Here is a 17,443-nt window from a genome sequence, read left to right as displayed (position 1 = left end):
GCCTCGAACGATTACTTGGTAACACAGCGCTTGATAGTTGCATATGCGGAACGACACACCATAAACTTGCCCATTCTCGAGATCATACCCGGCTGACGCGATTCGAAGCGTCGGCCACAGACGAAAATCGCGACAATAAATTTGAAAGCACGGGTATTACGCAGGGCTTGTACGCCTGCATGGGGGAAAAAATGTTTGAAGGCAGCACGATCAAGACCGTCAGCTTCGAGGATGACGTCTATCCCGAGGAGTTGAAGCTGGTCCGCAAACGCCTGATTTCTCGTAATGGATTCACCGACGCGCGCGGCAACGGATTGCCCGACTTTGATCATCTCATGTCAGCGGACACACCCCGTTCAAATGTCCTCGCTCAGGTCATTGAAGAACTGAACGACGAAGACAACGAGCGCCGGTGGAAAGAGGACGAAGAGGACGAAAAAGTCAAAGCGGTGCAGCATAGGGGGCTTGTCGGTTTGGCATTTTCCGGCGGCGGCATTCGCTCTGCAACCTATAACCTCGGTGTGATGCAGGCATTGAAGAAGATGGGGCTCTTCAGGTGCGTCGATTATCTCTCGACGGTCTCGGGCGGCGGGTACATCGGCTCCTGCATCAGTTCCACCCTGGCGTCGGTTGAGAGATCCCCCGCAGCAGAACAGGGCAGCGAAGACCAGAATGATAAAAGTCCGGACGCCAATGCCGAAAGTGACGAATCTCCAGATAGCGATGACCCAAGTGACGAGGTGACGAAGGATCTGCCTGCGGAGCCTTTAAATGAAATTTTCGGTCACGAACAGGGCAGGCTAGAACCCAGTGTTTTCCGGCATCTGCGCGACAACGCGAATTACTTGGCCCCCAACGGCTTACGGGACGTACTGCGCATCCCGGCAATCCTGCTACGCGGTATCGTCGTCAATTTTCTAGTGATCCTGCCTTATCTGCTCGCGGCGGCGCTGCTCACGATCTGGATCAAGCCAACAGGGGCCAGCTTGAACGTCTCAACACTCGAGGATACGGTAAGAGCCGTTTTCGGCGACTGGTGGGTTCAGTCGCTTGGCAACAACTTCCTTGTGACCAAACTGTTGGTCGTCCTCCTCGTCCTGTTTTTTGCCCTCTACCCCGGTATCCACATGCTTGGTCAGAAGTGGAAACTGGGGACTGATTCGAACTGGACTCTACGGAATAAATTCGGCCGATTTTTGGGCCTCTGCATCGTGGTGGTTGCAGCGGTTGCCTTCGTCGAATTGCAACCAGTTGCAATCAAGCTCGTCCACGAAGCGAAACAGCAAGGCTGGTCGAAGCTGGAGATGTTTACGACGGGTACCGGCGTATTCGGAACCCTGGCCACACTTTTTGCAGACAAGCTCCTACCCAAACTAACAAAGTTTTACGGCAAGCTGGCCTTCTATGCGCTCGGCGCCCTCGGCGCCGCCTTCTTCTGGCTCCTGTACCTTTACCTTTGCGAACAAGGCATCGACTGGGAAGGCACGAGAACACCGGAAACAAGATGGGATCTCCCGGAGCGGCTCGCGGACTACGGAATTCCCGCAGTCATCCTTTGGATCTATACGCTTTGGACAGTGGACGTAAATTTTACCGGCATCCACAAATTCTACCGTGACCGCCTAAGCAAGGCCTACATCATCGGCCTGAAAAAACCTGACACAATTGTAAAGCCGGAGGGCGGCCATCCTGCCGACGATTCGAATGACCGGATAAAACTCTCCGACTACAGCGTGGTGCATAGCGACAAAGTCAAGCTCTCGGAACTCAACACCCAGCGCGGCCCTTACCACCTAATCAACACTCTGCTGAATCTTAAGAAAACCGAAGACCGCTATAAGTCGGGACGCCGTGGCGACTTCTTCATGTTCAGCAAGAGGTTTATCGGGGGTGACATCACCGGATACTGCAAGACCAGAGATATGGAAGACGCCAGTCGTCACGTCGATCTCGCGACGGCCATGGCGATCTCAGGCGCTGCTGCGGCTCCCAATATGGGAAAGATCACGGTGAAACCGCTGATCTTCATTCTCGCCATGCTGAATGTCCGCCTGAATTATTGGTTGCCGAACCCGGCAAAACTGCGACCAAAACCCGAAATCATGAAAAACGTCCGTTTCTTCAAAGATCTACCCATGGGCGCCATCAGCCGGGTTGGACCGATGTATCTTCTAGCGGAGATGTTCGGCATGAACACTGCAAAGAGCAAGTACATCAACCTGTCCGACGGCGGACACATTGAGAACCTCGGCGTCTACGAACTGGTTCGGCGCCAGTGCCGCCTGATCATCGCCGGCGACGGTGAGGCCGATCCCGAGCTGAAGTTCCAGGGGCTTGCGGAGGTTATCCGGATGATCCAGATCGATATGGGAATCAAGATCCAGGTCTCCGGCCTGGACGAAATCCGCAGGGGCGAGCAGCACCACGCAGTCGGCACCATCCGCTATCCCAATGGCCGCATCGGCAAGCTGATTTACCTCAAGTCATCACTGCTAGGTGACAACAATTTGAAAGCAACACTGGACAAGGAAAACTATACCACCTCGCCTTACCGGGACGACAATATGCTGTTCGACGATGGCGCCTATATCGCGCATTACAAGGCGCAACATCCTGCCTTCCCACACGAATCGACAGGCGATCAGTTTTTCGACGAAGGACAATTCGAATGCTATCGCGCGCTGGGTTACAACGTCGCCATGAACACGCTCCAATCTTGGGAGCAGCGCCCTGCTACCCCGGATCCGGAATGATATCTGTGATCAATACAGCTCGAACATTACCTGGATCCGCTCGGGATCGTCCGTGACTGTTAAGGCCAGCATGGTCAGCACCCGGGCTTTCTGCGGGTTCAGGTTGTCGGCAGCGACAATACCCTGCTCGTGCATGGAGGTACGCCGCAGCACGCGGCCGCTGCCGGCGCGCGTGCTTTCTACGATCACCACGCCCTCTGATCGCGCAGCTATTAAGGCGTCGCGTTGCTGCGGCGTGACCAGGCCGGGTGCAACACTCGACATCACAATCCCACGCGCCCCCGCGGCCACAAAGGCCGAAATAGCGGCTTCGTCGGCGCCAGCATATGTCGCCGCAATGTCGACTCGCGGCAGGCCGTCCCGACCGGAAACATCGAACTCGCAATCCGGTGCATAGCGGCGCGCCGGACGCCGGTATATAGCGACCCGGCCGTCCGCATCCGCGTAGCCCAGCATCCCCAGATCCGGGCTGCGAAAAGTCTCGAGCCGGTGAGTGGAAGTCTTGGTCACCTCACGCGCGGCCTGGATCTCCTCGTTCAGCACGACCAGAACACCGAGGGCACGCGCCTCCGGTGACGCCGCGACCTGAACCGCGTTCACCAAATTGGGGCCGGCATCCGACCCCAAGGCATTCTTCGGCCTCTGAGCGCCAACCAGAACGACAGGGATCGATGTCTTCAAGGTCAGGTTCAGAAAATATGCAGTCTCTTCCAGGGTCGCCGTGCCGTGAGTAATGACAAAGCCGTCCGGCCCCCCGCCTCCTTCCGCCAGATCGTGAATTTTCTGCACAAGGTCGATCCAGTCGCACGGAGAAACCGCCGCGCTCGATAGCGTCCGGAAGGAAACCGTTTCGATTTGCGCTATAGCATCAAGCTCAGGAAACCTGGTCAGCACCGTATCGATATCGTGACGCGTGCCGAATTCCATATATTCGTATGTATCCAGACCGTGCCTGCCATCAAAAGAGATGGTCCCGCCAGTCCCGATGACAATCACTTTGGGACGATCTTTCCTCTCTCCCACGGTGTCCTCCTTATGGCCTGCGATGATTTCAATGGGTCTGTCCGAGTGGCGTGTGCCGCAATCAAACTACACGCCGACTCTAGTCGAGGCCAACTTGGGCGCGGCAACGACAAAGCCTTGCCGGCTTCCAGATACAGATTGTTTATGCAGGCACGTCTCAGGTTAATCGACGTAACAATATACATAAAAATATAACACTGTTATTATACAGTTAGTTGGAGATAACAGGTTGCGACGACGGCTGTGTTAGGAGTTTGCTCATGCCCAAGGTTCTCTACAAAAAAAACGGCCGGATCGGCCGGATTACTCTCAACCGCCCCGAGGTTCTGAATGCCATCGACGGGGATCTGCCACAGGAACTTGCCGACCGCGTCACCGAGGCCAACGCCGATCCGGACGTCCACGTTATTGTCTTGAGCGGCGCAGGACGAGCCTTCTGCGCAGGCTACGACCTGAAAGCCTATGCCGAAAGCGGCGACACCAACGACGTCATTCAGAAGATGCCCTGGGATCCCATGAAGGATTACGCCTTCATGATGCGCAACACCGAGCTTTTTATGTCTCTCTGGCGCAGCCATCGTCCGGTGATCTGCAAGGTGCAGGGCTACGCAGTGGCCGGCGGATCGGACATCGCACTCTGTTCGGACCTGGTCGTGATGTCGGAAACAGCAGAGATCGGCTATATGCCGGCACGGGTCTGGGGCTGCCCGACAACTGCCATGTGGGTGTACCGCCTGGGTGCCGAAGGCGCCAAGCGTATGCTCTTTACCGGCGACAGGATCAGTGGGCGCGAGGCCGAACGCATGGGCCTGATCCACAAAGCCGTGCCAGAGGCAGATCTGGACGCGGAAGTCGAAGCACTCGCGACCCGTATCTGCAACGTACCGGTCAATCAGCTGATGATGCACAAACTGGTCATCAACCAGGCGATCGAAGCCATGGGCCTGCGCAACACCCAGATGATGGCGACTGTTTTCGACGGCATCACCCGACACAGCCCGGAGGGTGTCAACTTTAAGAACCGAGCAGAAACCGTAGGCTGGAAACAAGCCGTCCAGGAGCGCGATTCCGGCAGTTACGACTGGACCGCCGACCAGCCTTTTCATGATCCCACATAATCACAAGGCTTCAACAGCGAGGTTGTGGCCTTGACCTATCCAGAAGCAAGCGGCAGGGCACGCCGTCGTCGCGCCGATGCCATGCGCGATGTTCGCACCAACCTCCTGGTCGAAGCCGCCAAGAGGGTCTTCAGCGACATGGGGCTGGAGGGCGCAACCATGCGCGCTATCGCCGCCGAGGCAGGTTGCACGACTGGTGCGATCTATCCCTATTTTGAAGGCAAGGAAGAGCTCTATGCGGCGGTCCTTTCGCGGACATTGTCAGTCCTGAAAGAACGGGTCGCCGCTGCGGTTCTACGGGAACCCGAGACAAGCAGGCAAGCGCGCGCGGCCTTGCAGGCCTTTTTCGACCACTACCATGCAAATCCTGATGATCTCGCCTTGGGGCTCTATCTCTTCGGCGGCATGAAACCCGCCGGACTGAGCAGCAAACTGAACCGCGCGCTGAACAAGCAACTCCGAGAGGTGTTCGACCTGGTCGAGGCAGCCTTTGCGACAGCCGGTAAACCGGACCCTGCAGGTACAACCGCATCAGCTATCGCCCAGGCAACAGGACTATTGATCCTGGAGCAGACCGGGCGACTTCGGCTGTTCAAAAAACGGGCACCTGCGCTGTTCGCAGATTACGTCAATCAGATCTGAAGCCAATTTTCCATTGCTCGCCGATGTCCGATTGCGGCAGGCTGGTTGAATGAAAACACACATCGACTATTACCTCAGCGTGACCTCACCGTGGGTTTATCTCGGGAACCCAAGGCTCGAGGAAATCGCCCTCCGGAAAAACTGCAGCGTCAATATAAAGCCGGCAAAGTTCCATGAGATCTTCTCTCAGACTGGCGGACTGCCGCTTCCCAAGCGCGCACCTGAACGCAAGGCGTATCGTTTGATGGAACTCAGACGCTGGAGTGACCTGCTTAAGGTCCCAATTAACCTGCAACCGGCACATAGCGGCGCCGACCATCTGCCCGCTGTGCGATTGTTGCTCAGCGCCGCCGATTCACATCAGAACGCCTTGCCGTTGCTGACTGAAATCGGGCGGGCCGTCTGGGCGCGCGAAGAGGATATCGGCGACGCCAACGTACTTGCCGCCGCAGCTCAACGTGCCGGGTTCGATCCCGCGGCACTGGAGTCCGGTGCCGCTTCATTTGAGGAGACCGCTGCGCGTTACGACCGAAATACTTCTGAGGCGGTTCAAGCGGGAGTCTTCGGTGCACCGAGCTACGTTCTCCCGGACGGGGAAATCTTCTGGGGCCAAGACCGCCTGGAATTTCTCGATAGAGCACTTGTCTGATAGAGCGCTCTCCTCTCACCGCATGATCCTGCCGATGCCAGCTTTCAATCAGACCGCGTTCGAGACTTCCTGCACAATCGTCTCGACATCGCTGGCGTAGAATCCGGAACTGTTGAAACAGTTGATTTCGATGATCTTTAGATCATTTGCGACCAGACCGATGTCCAACACAAATACCTCCGCCGGCGACCAGATGTCCGCCATGCTTTCAGCGAAAGCCGTGACCTCCTCTGGTACTGGCGCCGCGATATCCAGCAACCCCGCTGTTCGATAACAGCTGCCGCCAACACATCGTCCCTTCACCATGAAAAGGCGCCACTCGGCTTCGATTTGAAGAGGTTTTGCCACGAGAATTGGGGTATCGGCCTTCAACTCGAAATCATCATCCCGGATTTTTACGAACCACGCGCCGAGCGCCTCCACTTCGGAGACTCGCGCCTCGAACTCCTTCAGATCGCGATCAGGGCGGACGAAGAGAACCTCTCCCGGCTGATAATCCCGTGCAGAGAATTCAGCAATCGTCGTGAGCTGTCCGGCCGCGTTCAGAACCCTGTCGCCATAGCGCTCGATGTATTGGCCCATGGTAAAGGCGTCTTCGTCGAAAAAGACGCCGGGCGTCCATTTCCCCGCGCGATGAACATTGGTGACGAAGCGCGTCGAACCATAAGCCACCAGCGGACCTTCCCAGTCCACGTCCGGGAAGTCATCTGCGAAGGGGACAATGCTCACCGGGTGATAAGGCAGATTCAGGGAGTCAAAAGCAGTCAGCAAACGTACGTAGTCTTCGCCGTTCCCGAGATTATCCTGCACGACCCAAAGTGGCTTGTTCACGCCTGGCCTCTGACATCGCAAGTGCGGTTAGCCGCCCTTGATTACCCGGTCGATCAGTTCGCCGGTCACCCCCAGATAATTGGCCGGATCCCGGACCTTCGCCCAATCGACCGGTGCGTCGCTACGTTCGGCCAGCAAATCCATCAGGTGCCGTCCACTCGCCAGTGCCGCCCCACAGCTCTCCTTGACCAGAGCTTGCGCTTCGGGGCGTGGCATGTGCTCGGCCAGCGCGAAAGTTGCAGCTTCAGCCAGCAACAGACCATTGGACCTGTCCAGATTTGCCCGCATCCGCACAGCGTCAACCTCCAGGTTTTCCGCCAGATAGAGGCCGTGTTTCAACGACACCGCCGTACAGACCGCCATCTGCGGCAACGTGAGCCATTCGAGTTGCCAGGCTGCACCGCCGCGTTCATGCTCCTGCAACAAAGCTTGGTGCACCGCGGGCAGCAGGGTGGCATTCATCTTCGCCGCGGTCACCAGCGCTTCACTGGATACAGGATTGGACTTCTGTGGCATCGTGCTGGAGCCGCCGCGGCCTCCCCCTCCCGACGCCTGCCCGCCTTCGCGCAATTCGCCAACTTCGGACTGCGCCATCAGCACGACATCCTGTCCCATCTTACCGAGACTTCCCGAGACCAGCGACAACCAGCCGGCAAATTCCGCGAGGCCGTCGCGCTGCACCTGCCAGGGTACGCCAGGTGAATTCAGGTCCAGTTCCGATGCCAAGGCCTCCATCACTTCCAACCCGCGCCCACCCAGCGCAGAAAGCGTACCGACCGCCCCGCCGAACTGAACGACAAGCAACCGTGGACGCAGTTGGTCAAGACGCACCCGATGCCGTTGAAGCGGTCCGAGCCAGCTCGTCACCTTCAAGCCGAACGTCATCGGCAGTGCCTGCTGCGAGCGGGTGCGTGCCGCCATCACCGTCTCACGATGCTGGTCCGCCAGGACCTTTAGACTTTCGATGACTTTATCGAGTCGCAGCTCAAGGAGCTTGATCGTACGTGCCAGTGTCAGGACCAACGCTGTATCCATAACATCCTGGCTGGTGGCTCCCCAGTGCAGATACTGCGCGGCGGACCCGTCTATCTTTTTTCGCAAGGCCGCGACCAGAGCCGGCACCGGAACGCCTGCATCGGCGGTCCCAACCGCCAGTTCTGCAGCCGGCAAGTCGATCTGCGCCAAAGTCTCGTGGAGTTGTTCAGCGGCGCCGCCTGGAATGATCCCCAACCGGCCCTGTACGCGCGCCAAAGCAGCCTCGAAACGGACCATGTTGTCGACATAGACCTGATCGTCAAACAGACTGGCAACGTCACGGTCCGAAAGCAGCGAACCATAAATAAGAGAATCGAAGGGGCTAACTGTCATCGGCGGAGCTTAACTCGAAATCAAACGTCGAAAAACACTGTCTCCTGCGGCCCCTGCATATGAATGTCGAACCGGTAGACTCTTATCGCTCCACTTTCGTCCAACTGCGCGATCAAAGTCTCTCGCCGTTCAGCGGGTACAGACGACAGAACAGGATCGCTCGCGTGAGCCTTTGCATTCTCAGGAAAATAGATACGTGTATAGGCGTGGCTGAGCATGCCTCGCATAAAGACCACGACATTGACATGAGGCGCCTGACCGTTCCCAACTGCACCGGGTCGAATCGTCTCGAAGAAAAACCGCTGTTGCGGATCGGTGCCCGTCCCCACCCGTCCAAATCCGGTGAAGTTTGCATTGGAACCACGACCATCGGCGGAGTGCGCGTAGCGACCGGCCGCATCTGCCTGCCAGATCTCGATCATGGCATCGCCAATCGGCGCTCCCTCACCGTCGAAAACCTGTCCTTCGATCCGGATCCGCTCTCCTTCCACATCCTGACCACCGACTTCAGGCACCGCGATGGATGTCAGGTCATAGTCATACTGTTCGGGCGTTAGACCGTAGGCGAAGAACGGCCCAACCGTCTGCGACGGCGTTTGCTTCTTCTTCATCAATCAAGTTTCCATCGGCGTTTCGTTGCGGCCGCGTAGCACGATGTCAAAAACATACCCCAGCGCGAAGCCGGGTTCCGTAACATCGAGCGAAAAGTCCGCCACCAAGCGGCTGCGTGCCGCAGTTGGGGTTGCCAGAAAGATCGGATCGAGATCCAGCAATGGGTCGCCGGGAAAATACATCTGTGTCACCAAACGGGTCGCAAAGCTGGGTCCGAAGAGGGAGAAATGAATGTGATTGGGTCGCCAGGCATTGTGGTGGTTGCCCCAAGGGTAAGCGCCCGGTTTGATGGTCTTGAAGAAATAGCGCCCCTCGGCATCCGTGGCACAGCGTCCGCCGCCAAAGAAATTAGGATCCAGCGGCGCGTCGTGCTGGTCCACAGCATGAATGTAACGCCCAGCTGAATTGGCCTGCCATACCTCGACCAGGGCGTCCGGAACAGGCCGCCCGTCCTCGTCCAGCACCCGCCCGGCAACAATGATGCGTTCACCCAGTGGCTCGCCGCCGGTGACCCCGTTTTTTGTCAGATCATCGTCCAGTGGGCCAACGCTCTCCTGCCCAAAGACCGGTCCGGTGATCTCCGATAGAGATTGCACCAGCGGCACCAGCGGCTTGGTCGGACTGCGCAGGCGCGTCGACTTATACTCAGAACTCAGATAGGCGGGATGGCTGTCCCAGTCCCGAGATTTAAAGGCGCGATTCTCGCTCATGCCCCACCCTGCTTTTCTTTTGCCGCTGCAGCCTCCTCAGCCTCAAGAGCCGCATAGGTTGCCTTGGCAATCTTGATCGCTGTGTTCGCCGGCGGCGCGCCGGCATAGACGGCCACCTGAAGCAGCACTTCCTTTACGTCTTCCATTGTTGCACCTGTATTGCGGGTTGCGCGAAGGTGTAACTCAAGTTCGTCGCGATGCCCCATCGCAGCCAGAAGACCTATGGTCACCATGCTGCGCTCGCGCGGCGTAATCTCATCACGCGACCAGACCGAGCCCCAGGCTCCTTCGGTAATGAAACGCTGAAAGGCTTCGTCGAAAGGAGATTTTCTCGCTTCGGCGCCGTCCACGTAACGCTCTCCCAAGGTCGCACGCCGGGTCTTCATCCCCTGCGCATATCGGTTTTCAGACAAGATTGTTCTCCTTTAGAAAACCGCTCATCAATTCTGCTAGAACGTCCGGCTTCTCGACGCAGGGCAGATGCCCAGCTCCTTCAATCACTTCGAAACGCGCCCCCTGAATCAGGCCGGCAAGCTCCCGCACAAGATCCGGTGGTGTCGAGCCGTCTTCATCGCCCACCACGCAGAGAGTCGGCACCGCAATCGACTGTGCTGCCTCGGTCATGTCGGAATCGCGGATCGCTGCCGAGGTGCCCAGATAACCCGCGACCGGCGTACGCACGAGCATACTGCGCCAACCCGCCAATTCATCCGGCTGGTTATGGCGCAGTTCGTTTGAAAACCAACGCTCAAGGATGGGCTCCGCTAGTGCTTCGATCCCACCTGCGCGGATCTTGGCTATGCGGTCATTCCACATTTCAGGTGGCCCAATCTTGTGCGCCGTGTCACTGAGCACCAATCCGCTGACTCGTCTGGGATGTCTGGCCGTCAGTCCCTGGGCGATGATCCCGCCGACCGATAGACCGCAGATAACGGCCTGCTCGATCTCAAGGTGGTCCAGCAACGCGGCAAGGTCGCCGACATGATCGTTCATGACGTAAGGGTCAGCAGGTGCTTCAGAGAGGCCATGACCGCGCTTGTCATAGCGCACAATTCGCAGAGGCCGCTCGATAAGATCGCGAAGACGCACGACAAGACGTTCCCAGACCCGAAAGTCTGTGCCCAACGAGTTCGAGAACACCAGCGTTGGCACCGCGCCTGTCGCGTTTTCCGAACCATGATCGTCGTAGTGAATAACGATCCCATTGATCTTTGCGAACTTCATTTTCGTTTCTCTCCAACTTGAACCAGTCTCAAGGTTAGCGCCAATCAACGGTCTTTCCACGACAATAAGATGCGCACTTGAACTGGTTATGTAAATTTATATATTGAGCCTGTTTCATAACCATTTCGTCATATATAATCGAGTTACATTAATGATCGACCGGCGCATCAAATTCCGGCACCTGCAATGCTTTCTGGAGGTTTCGCGCCAGAAGAGCGTGGTAAAGGCAGCTGACACGCTGTCGGTCACTCAGCCTGCGGTCTCCAAAACTCTGCGCGAACTTGAAGAAACTCTTGGCGTCCAACTCTTCGATCGCAGCAAGCGCAGCATTGCACTCACGCGTTTCGGTGAAGTTTTCCTCCGCTACGCCGGTGCCAGCGTGACTGCCCTTCGCCAGGGCGTGGACAGCATCGCTCAGGCGCGCGCAAAAGATGGCGCGACCATCACAGTCGGTGCTCTTCCCACGGTTGCGGCCCTGGTCATGCCGGCGGCGGTGAAATCATTTAAAAAGGACGGAGTAGAAACCATCGTGCGGATCGTCACCGGCCCGAACGGCTATCTCGTATCCCGCTTACGGGTCGGTGAGCTTGACCTTGTCGTGGGGCGCTTGGGTGAGCCTGAGCTGATGACCGGGTTATCGTTCGAGCATCTCTATTCAGAGAGCGTCTCCTTCGTCGTCAGGCCTGACCATCCGCTGCTCGCCGACAAAACTTTCGACCTGGCAAAAATCCTGTCTTTCCCGGTCCTTATGCCGACCCGAGATTCCATTATCCGGCCTGCCGTCGACCGCTTTCTGATTGCAAGCGGCATCGGCGTTCCGGAAGACCAGATCGAGACTGTTTCCATGGCCTTCGGCCGGAGTTATACGCGCACAACCAATGCAATCTGGATCATCTCCCGGGGTGTTGCCGCCGATTCCATCGACGATGGCGTCCTCGTCGAGCTGCCGGTCGATACGACCGACACGCTCGGCCCCGTAGGCCTCACAACCCGGGTCGATTCCCCTCCTGGCCTCGCTGTGCAGATGCTGATGCAGGCCATTCGGGAGGTACCTGACAACCAGAGAAAGAAAAGCGCATCCTGACAACAATTGGTTATGGATAAAGCCGATAAATTCATTTCTCATAACCAATTGGTTCGGTCAGACTTACGTCTTTCCTGCTGAACATTCTTAGACGGGAAGAGAAATTGCCAGGCGTAGCGATGCCCTCAAAAAAACAAGAACGGCAAAACGAGCGATAATGCGTACCCAGGTTGGTATCATCGGCGCAGGCCCGGCGGGCCTTCTGCTTTCGCAACTCCTGCACCTCAAGGGGATCGACAGCGTCGTCCTTGAACGGCAAAGCCGTGCGTACGTGCTCAGCCGCATCCGCGCCGGCGTTCTGGAGCAGGGCACTGTCGATTTGCTGAAGACCGCGCAGGTCGGCGAGCGACTGGACCGCGAAGCATTGCTCCACGGCGGCATAGAGTTGGCCTTTAACGGGAAGCGCCGCCACATCGATATGAAGGGCCTGACCGGTGGCAGCGTGGTTACGGTCTACGGTCAGACCGAGGTCACCAAGGATCTGATGGATGCGCGCAACGCTTTGGGTGGACAACTGGTTTATGAAGCCGAGGATGTGACACCTCACGATTTCGACGGCGACAAGCCACGCCTGACCTACCGCAAAGACGGTATCGAGCATGAAGTTTTTTGCGACTACATTGCGGGTTGCGACGGCTTTCACGGCATCAGCCGGCGGTCCGTGCCGCAGACGGCCCTGAAAACCTTCGAGCGCGCCTACCCTTTCGGTTGGTTCGGCTTACTCTGTGAAACCCCGCCAGTCCATGACGAACTGATCTACAACAATCATGAACGCGGCTTCGCGCTTTGCACCATGCGTTCGCCGACGCGCAGCCGCTATTACATCCAATGCGCCACCGATGAGAATGTCGACGACTGGTCCGACGACCGCTTCTGGGACGAGCTTCGGTCCCGCCTGCCAGGGGACATTGCTGAACGTCTGGTGACCGGCCCCTCGATCGAAAAGAGCATTGCACCTCTAAGGAGTTTCGTTGCCGAGCCGATGCGCTTCGGCCGCATGTTCCTGGCCGGCGATGCCGCGCACATCGTGCCGCCGACCGGTGCGAAGGGCCTCAATCTGGCTGCCTCGGATATCTACTTCCTGTCACGCGCTCTAACAGCCGTTTTTGAGACCGGCAGCAATGATCTGATCGACAGCTACTCAGCACAATGTCTGCGCCGTATCTGGAAGGCCCAGCGTTTTTCCTGGTGGATGACATCCTTGCTGCACCGCTTCCCCGAAAGCAGTCCCTATGAACAGCGCCTGCAGCAGGCGGAGCTGGACTACGTCACCTCTTCGCCCGCAGCCGCTACAGCACTGGCGGAGAATTATGTGGGCCTGCCCTACGAGTGAAGGCAGACGGCCTGGCTCAAGTATCCAATCGGCTTGTCGTCGCAACCACAGTGTCCTCTGAGCCGTTGATTGGGCTTTCGGGATTACTCGGAGCAGTCCCTGAGGGCCGCAGGATCGAAAGGCAAATCGGCCAGTTGATCCAGCGACATTTTTTTCAGGTCTGGGTGGGACAGCGGGTCGCGCCACCAGGAGTGGCAGAGGTATTCAATTTGATTTTGGTTACCGGAAAATGGCCGGCATATCAGTCTTTTGAGGGTATGGTATAAATTTAGCATGGCTAAAACATAAGCCTGCTTAGATGCTAATTTCTATCGATCCTTTCTATTCAATGATATAGCGTTGCTATATGAAAAACCTGAACCGCATCAACCTGGGTGGCTTGCGCGCCATTGAGGCGGTGGGGCGCCTGGGCTCCCTTCGTGCTGCAGCCGAAGAACTGGGCGTAACTCCCGGCGCCGTCAGCCAGCAGATCCAGAAAACCGAGCTGCAGCTCGGCCGCGATCTCTTCGAACGCCGCCCAAAGGGCCTTGTGCTCACCACCCACGGCGACTCAGTCTTGCGGCATCTGAGCGGCGGGATGGCTGAGCTCTCGGCGGCCGTCGCGCTGGCAGAGCGCAGCCGCGAGGATAGCCTGACGGTCTCGGTTGCTCCGGTTTTTGCAAGTAAGTGGCTGGTTTGGCGTCTGAAGGATTTCTACAAGAAGCATCCCGGCATCCGGGTAAGAGTCGATGCAACGGTTGCGCTGATCGACCCCAACCTCTCGGACGTCGACCTTTGCATCCGGGTCGGCAAAGGCGGCTGGAGCGACGTTAAAGCCGAGAAACTGATCGATCAGCGGATCTTTCCGGTCTGCTGTCCGGCTCTCGCGGAGCAGATCAAGTCGCCTGACGACCTGCGCCACCTGCCTATCATTCGTGACGCTGGCCAGGTCTACAGCTGGAATATCTGGCTGGCACCCAATGGACGCGACGAGTCCCTTCTGGGTGACGGCCCGACATTTTCAGACGGCTCGCTCTGTCTGGATGCCGCCGTCGCCGGCCAGGGCGTCTTCCTCGCGTGGGAAACGCTCGCCGCTGACGGGCTGGCCATGGGCCGCCTGGTGGCCCCTCTACCCGGCCGCTATTCGACCGGCCTGTCCTATTGGCTGGTGGTCGGCCGTCACGTGCAGAAATCGCGCAGCGTAAAACTTTTCGAAGCCTGGCTTCGCTCGCAACTGGAGATCTCGCTGCAGGATCAAAGCTCTAAAGCCTAGCGATCGGCGGGCAGTTCAATTATTTTCGTATAACCCTATAGAAATTTCGGCAATACCCAAACGCTGAGTCGCTTCATAGATTTAGTGTGTTAACGGCGTTTCTTTCGTCTCATCCCGCGGGAGACTTTTGTCCCGTGGACACACCAACCGGCTTGCCCTGATCAACCCGAAGACAGCGCGACTCTGCGCAGTTTCCAGGAGATCCGACAGAAGCAAATTGGAGAGCAGCGGTTTCCGGGCTTCCTCATTCACCGCTGGCAAATGACCGATGAAACCACAAACCGAAACAATTGACTCACGTATCCCTACACCCGCTAAAAGTAGGGTATCCTCCGCCAAACGTAACGCGTCTTCTGCGTCGGGTCCCGATCCTGTCAAAACCGGGCTGCCCCGGCTTCTCACCCGCCTCTGGCGCTTCTCCATGGTGTTGTCTCACGACGAGGAGACCGCGGCCGATCTGGTGCAGAAAACCTGCCTGCGCGCCCTGCAGCGCAGCACCCAGTTTCAACCCGGCACGCGTCTGGATCGCTGGACTTTCTCAATCATGGCCTCGCTCTGGAAGAACGAATTGCGCGCTGAACGTATTCGACGGGGTGGCGGCTTCGTCGATGCCAGGGAAGTCCTGGTCAGCGACAGCCACGGAAAACTCGAGACCCACATCTTTCTGGCCCAGATCTTGACCAAACTGCCCGAAGCCCAGCGCAGCACGATCCTGTTGGTCTACGTCGAAGGCCTGACTTACGCCGAAGCCGCCGCCACGCTCGCCATCCCGGTCGGTACCGTCATGAGCCGCCTGGCCAATGCACGGCAAAAGCTGGCGGAAATAAGGACTGCGGCCGAACGGCAGGCGGTCGAACCCAAGCGAAAAGCGGGCTGACGCGCGAAATGGTTATTTGGAGGGTAGGCGATAAGGCAGCAGGATGATCATGACCTGAAACGACAAAGAAACTGTCATGAAGTACACCCTTGTGATGCTGCTTCTTCTCTCCAGCACTGCACCAGAAGCAGAAGAAGTCGCAAAACCGATTCCGGATGCGAACACAGCCCCGGCGCGGTCGAGCGAAAGCAAACTCAACCTCTGCCCCAAGGACATGCCGCCCGCATGTGCCTGTGTGGAGTATGGGAATGGGGTGCGGGTAATGCCAGCAAACGAAGCCTATAAAAGCCGGGCGAAAATCCTGTTGGTCGGGCCACAAACATAAGACGCGGCACGCCCGTCACCGCCCCTTCCAGCACCGCACTCAAATGTCGGCAAGGCTTTAGCCCGAACGCTTGAAGCGCAGAAAGCCGCTATCGCCGGTCGGGGCGGCGACGATGACCAGGCGAACAATAGCTCCCTTTTCGTCACAGAAAGGAAAGCAGCCGCGGCAAATAGAGATAAACTCTCGCGCCTTGACCGGCACTTTGCTCACATGAAATGAAGGCTCGCGTGCCTCCGCGACACTGTTTAGATCCTGCCAGCGTTTCGCGAGGTCCTTGTCGCTCAGGGCTTCCGACAGATTCTGTCCAGTCATATTCGAGGCAAAGAGATTTTTTACGCTTTCGCCCATCAAGCGGACAACATGCCCTTCCAGGCTCTCATCCCGCCGTTCGAGCACGACCATCCATTCCAGTACGCTGGGCACCGCCATGGGGTCAAAATCCGACCAGAGCGGTGCCAGCGGACAAACAACACGCGGCATCCGGAAGAAATAATTCGCCATAATAAAAACGGGATTTACTTCTTCAACTTCAGATAGATTTATTCGCCGCATCGCGGTTTACTTCAGGTCTATCACAATCAACAACAGAAATAACTTAGCCGAAGAATATAATAAAAGGGTAAAAAAACATCGTTTCAATCGGTACCAGAACACAGGCAAACCCGGCGAACCCGGCAATCCTCATCCGCCCGCGCCTGCCTGGCACAGGGTAACGGCCTGCAGGCCATACCTGCGAACTGGATCTACAGAAGCTCTGCGAAGATCCTCCAGATGGATCCGAGGGTGTAAGACCGCTGTCACGGACTGCCGCCGCCATCCAGTGGAGCTACGTCCTCTCCATCTCACCTTCTTCGATCGCGGTTTTATCACCGGTCGCACGCACCATCCTCACGATCTGCGGCGCCTGCACGCCGTGTATCGCACCGGCCTGGGCCGCCAGGATGCTCGGCACGTACACATGTTTGATCTCCAGGTTTTGTACGGCCGCATGTCCCGGGTCGAAGTTCATGAAGAATGACCAATCCCCCTCTTTCACCAGCTCGACATCGGGATAGGGATGGGCGCCGCCTTTGTGCCGCAGATGTGCCGCGGCCCCAATACCGCCGGACTCGGCACAGACTGAATCGTATTGGTAGATGACGCAATCCGTGTTCATCGCGGCGCGGAGGGTCTCACGCAGATTGCCACCGGTGCGCAGCAGGGATTCGCGATGCGTGTTCCAATCGCTGATATTGCCAATCAGAAGCATGCTGAGGATATTGGCTGCTCCTCGCTGCTGCTCGAAGTATTCGCAGGTGTATTGAATCACGCGCAGCGTCGTGCCCGCGGTCATATGCGTGCCCAGCAGCGTGCCATCGTCCAGCACCACGGTAAAACCCAGGCAGGTTTGGAGATTGGGATACCAGATCTCGCGATCCCGGCCGAGATCGAATTCATTGAGACTGATCGCCATGGCTTGCTCTCCCCGAAAGCCTGCTCTCCACGATCATCGCGCTTGCAGGATCGCTGAGTTTCCCGTTACGGGGAAACTCCAGAAACATGATACGGCATAAGATTCGGCAATCACAGCGTGCAACGCAGGAGCCCGCTATACCTAACAAGTATGAGACGAGACCCCACCTATCGCCGCCGCTACGCCATT

The 17,443-nt window shown here is 57.5% G+C and carries 18 protein-coding genes; 9 read left to right on the top strand and 9 right to left on the bottom strand.

The window, feature by feature from the left end; genetic code table 11:
• Nucleotides 1–191 precede the first annotated feature (191 nt).
• Nucleotides 192–2,753 (top strand): patatin-like phospholipase family protein, encoded by a 2,562-nt coding sequence (locus QMZ18_RS23120; RefSeq protein ID WP_282608728.1) that lies wholly within the window; start codon nt 192–194, stop codon nt 2,751–2,753.
• A 9-nt stretch (nt 2,754–2,762) separates the two neighbouring features.
• On the opposite strand, the gene QMZ18_RS23115 is transcribed toward QMZ18_RS23120, so the two are convergent.
• A complete protein-coding gene (locus QMZ18_RS23115) occupies nt 2,763–3,776 on the bottom strand; it encodes an asparaginase (protein ID WP_282608727.1) in 1,014 nt (337 codons plus the stop codon).
• 260 nt (nt 3,777–4,036) lie between these two features.
• On the opposite strand from QMZ18_RS23115, the gene QMZ18_RS23110 reads away from it, so the two are divergent.
• From QMZ18_RS23110 to QMZ18_RS23100, 3 genes are read left to right on the top strand one after another with little or no spacing between them, the layout of a single operon-like run.
• Nucleotides 4,037–4,894 carry a crotonase/enoyl-CoA hydratase family protein gene (locus QMZ18_RS23110; RefSeq protein WP_282608726.1) on the top strand — a complete coding sequence of 286 codons (858 nt, stop codon included), beginning with the start codon at nt 4,037–4,039 and terminating at the stop codon, nt 4,892–4,894.
• Nucleotides 4,895–4,924: 30 nt separating this feature from the next.
• Entirely contained in the window at nt 4,925–5,536 is a 612-nt protein-coding gene (locus QMZ18_RS23105; protein ID WP_282608725.1) for a TetR/AcrR family transcriptional regulator, read from the top strand.
• Between the two features lie 49 nt (nt 5,537–5,585).
• A complete protein-coding gene (locus tag QMZ18_RS23100; protein WP_282608724.1) occupies nt 5,586–6,185 on the top strand; it encodes a 2-hydroxychromene-2-carboxylate isomerase in 600 nt (199 codons plus the stop codon).
• 48 nt (nt 6,186–6,233) lie between these two features.
• Here QMZ18_RS23100 and QMZ18_RS23095 read toward each other — a convergent pair whose 3' ends face one another.
• From QMZ18_RS23095 to pcaD, 6 genes are read right to left on the bottom strand one after another with little or no spacing between them, the layout of a single operon-like run.
• On the bottom strand, nt 6,234–7,016 hold the full coding sequence (locus tag QMZ18_RS23095; RefSeq protein WP_282608723.1) for an ATP-grasp domain-containing protein: 783 nt from the start codon (nt 7,014–7,016) through the stop codon (nt 6,234–6,236).
• 27 nt (nt 7,017–7,043) lie between these two features.
• The gene (gene pcaB, locus QMZ18_RS23090) at nt 7,044–8,384 is read right to left on the bottom strand and encodes a 3-carboxy-cis,cis-muconate cycloisomerase (RefSeq protein ID WP_282608722.1); all 1,341 of its coding nucleotides are present in this window, start codon (nt 8,382–8,384) and stop codon (nt 7,044–7,046) included.
• Between the two features lie 20 nt (nt 8,385–8,404).
• Nucleotides 8,405–8,995, bottom strand: a complete 591-nt coding sequence (pcaG, locus tag QMZ18_RS23085) for a protocatechuate 3,4-dioxygenase subunit alpha (protein WP_282608721.1) — start codon at nt 8,993–8,995, stop codon at nt 8,405–8,407.
• A 3-nt stretch (nt 8,996–8,998) separates the two neighbouring features.
• On the bottom strand, nt 8,999–9,706 hold the full coding sequence (pcaH, locus tag QMZ18_RS23080) for a protocatechuate 3,4-dioxygenase subunit beta (RefSeq protein WP_282608720.1): 708 nt from the start codon (nt 9,704–9,706) through the stop codon (nt 8,999–9,001).
• Entirely contained in the window at nt 9,703–10,119 is a 417-nt protein-coding gene (pcaC, locus tag QMZ18_RS23075) for a 4-carboxymuconolactone decarboxylase (protein ID WP_282608719.1), read from the bottom strand. Before pcaC ends, pcaH begins: the two co-directional genes overlap by 4 nt.
• Nucleotides 10,112–10,930 (bottom strand): 3-oxoadipate enol-lactonase, encoded by an 819-nt coding sequence (gene pcaD / locus QMZ18_RS23070; protein ID WP_282608718.1) that lies wholly within the window; start codon nt 10,928–10,930, stop codon nt 10,112–10,114. Before pcaD ends, pcaC begins: the two co-directional genes overlap by 8 nt.
• 151 nt (nt 10,931–11,081) lie before the next feature.
• Between pcaD and pcaQ the strand changes: the two genes are divergently transcribed.
• From pcaQ to QMZ18_RS23045, 5 genes are all read left to right on the top strand, one after another.
• Nucleotides 11,082–12,014, top strand: a complete 933-nt coding sequence (pcaQ, locus tag QMZ18_RS23065) for a pca operon transcription factor PcaQ (RefSeq protein ID WP_282608717.1) — start codon at nt 11,082–11,084, stop codon at nt 12,012–12,014.
• A 157-nt stretch (nt 12,015–12,171) separates the two neighbouring features.
• Entirely contained in the window at nt 12,172–13,347 is a 1,176-nt protein-coding gene (pobA, locus tag QMZ18_RS23060; RefSeq protein WP_282608716.1) for a 4-hydroxybenzoate 3-monooxygenase, read from the top strand.
• A gap of 346 nt (nt 13,348–13,693) precedes the next feature.
• The gene (locus QMZ18_RS23055; protein WP_282608715.1) at nt 13,694–14,599 is read left to right on the top strand and encodes a LysR substrate-binding domain-containing protein; all 906 of its coding nucleotides are present in this window, start codon (nt 13,694–13,696) and stop codon (nt 14,597–14,599) included.
• A gap of 268 nt (nt 14,600–14,867) precedes the next feature.
• Nucleotides 14,868–15,476, top strand: a complete 609-nt coding sequence (locus QMZ18_RS23050) for an RNA polymerase sigma factor (protein WP_282608714.1) — start codon at nt 14,868–14,870, stop codon at nt 15,474–15,476.
• Nucleotides 15,477–15,552: 76 nt separating this feature from the next.
• Complete coding sequence (locus tag QMZ18_RS23045; RefSeq protein ID WP_282608713.1) at nt 15,553–15,801, top strand: hypothetical protein; 249 nt, start codon at nt 15,553–15,555, stop codon at nt 15,799–15,801.
• 57 nt (nt 15,802–15,858) lie between these two features.
• On the opposite strand, the gene QMZ18_RS23040 is transcribed toward QMZ18_RS23045, so the two are convergent.
• Together QMZ18_RS23040 and QMZ18_RS23035 are read right to left on the bottom strand one after the other, a co-directional pair.
• On the bottom strand, nt 15,859–16,281 hold the full coding sequence (locus QMZ18_RS23040) for a PAS domain-containing protein (RefSeq protein WP_282608712.1): 423 nt from the start codon (nt 16,279–16,281) through the stop codon (nt 15,859–15,861).
• 346 nt (nt 16,282–16,627) lie between these two features.
• Nucleotides 16,628–17,254 carry a hypothetical protein gene (locus QMZ18_RS23035; protein ID WP_282608711.1) on the bottom strand — a complete coding sequence of 209 codons (627 nt, stop codon included), beginning with the start codon at nt 17,252–17,254 and terminating at the stop codon, nt 16,628–16,630.
• Between the last annotated feature and the right edge of the window lie 189 nt (nt 17,255–17,443).

The organism is Pelagibius sp. Alg239-R121 (assembly GCF_947331435.1).
Taxonomy (GTDB): Bacteria; Pseudomonadota; Alphaproteobacteria; order Kiloniellales; family Kiloniellaceae; genus Denitrobaculum.
The sequence above is the reverse complement of the archived record's forward strand: the minus strand, read 5'-3'. Positions and strand labels throughout refer to the sequence as shown.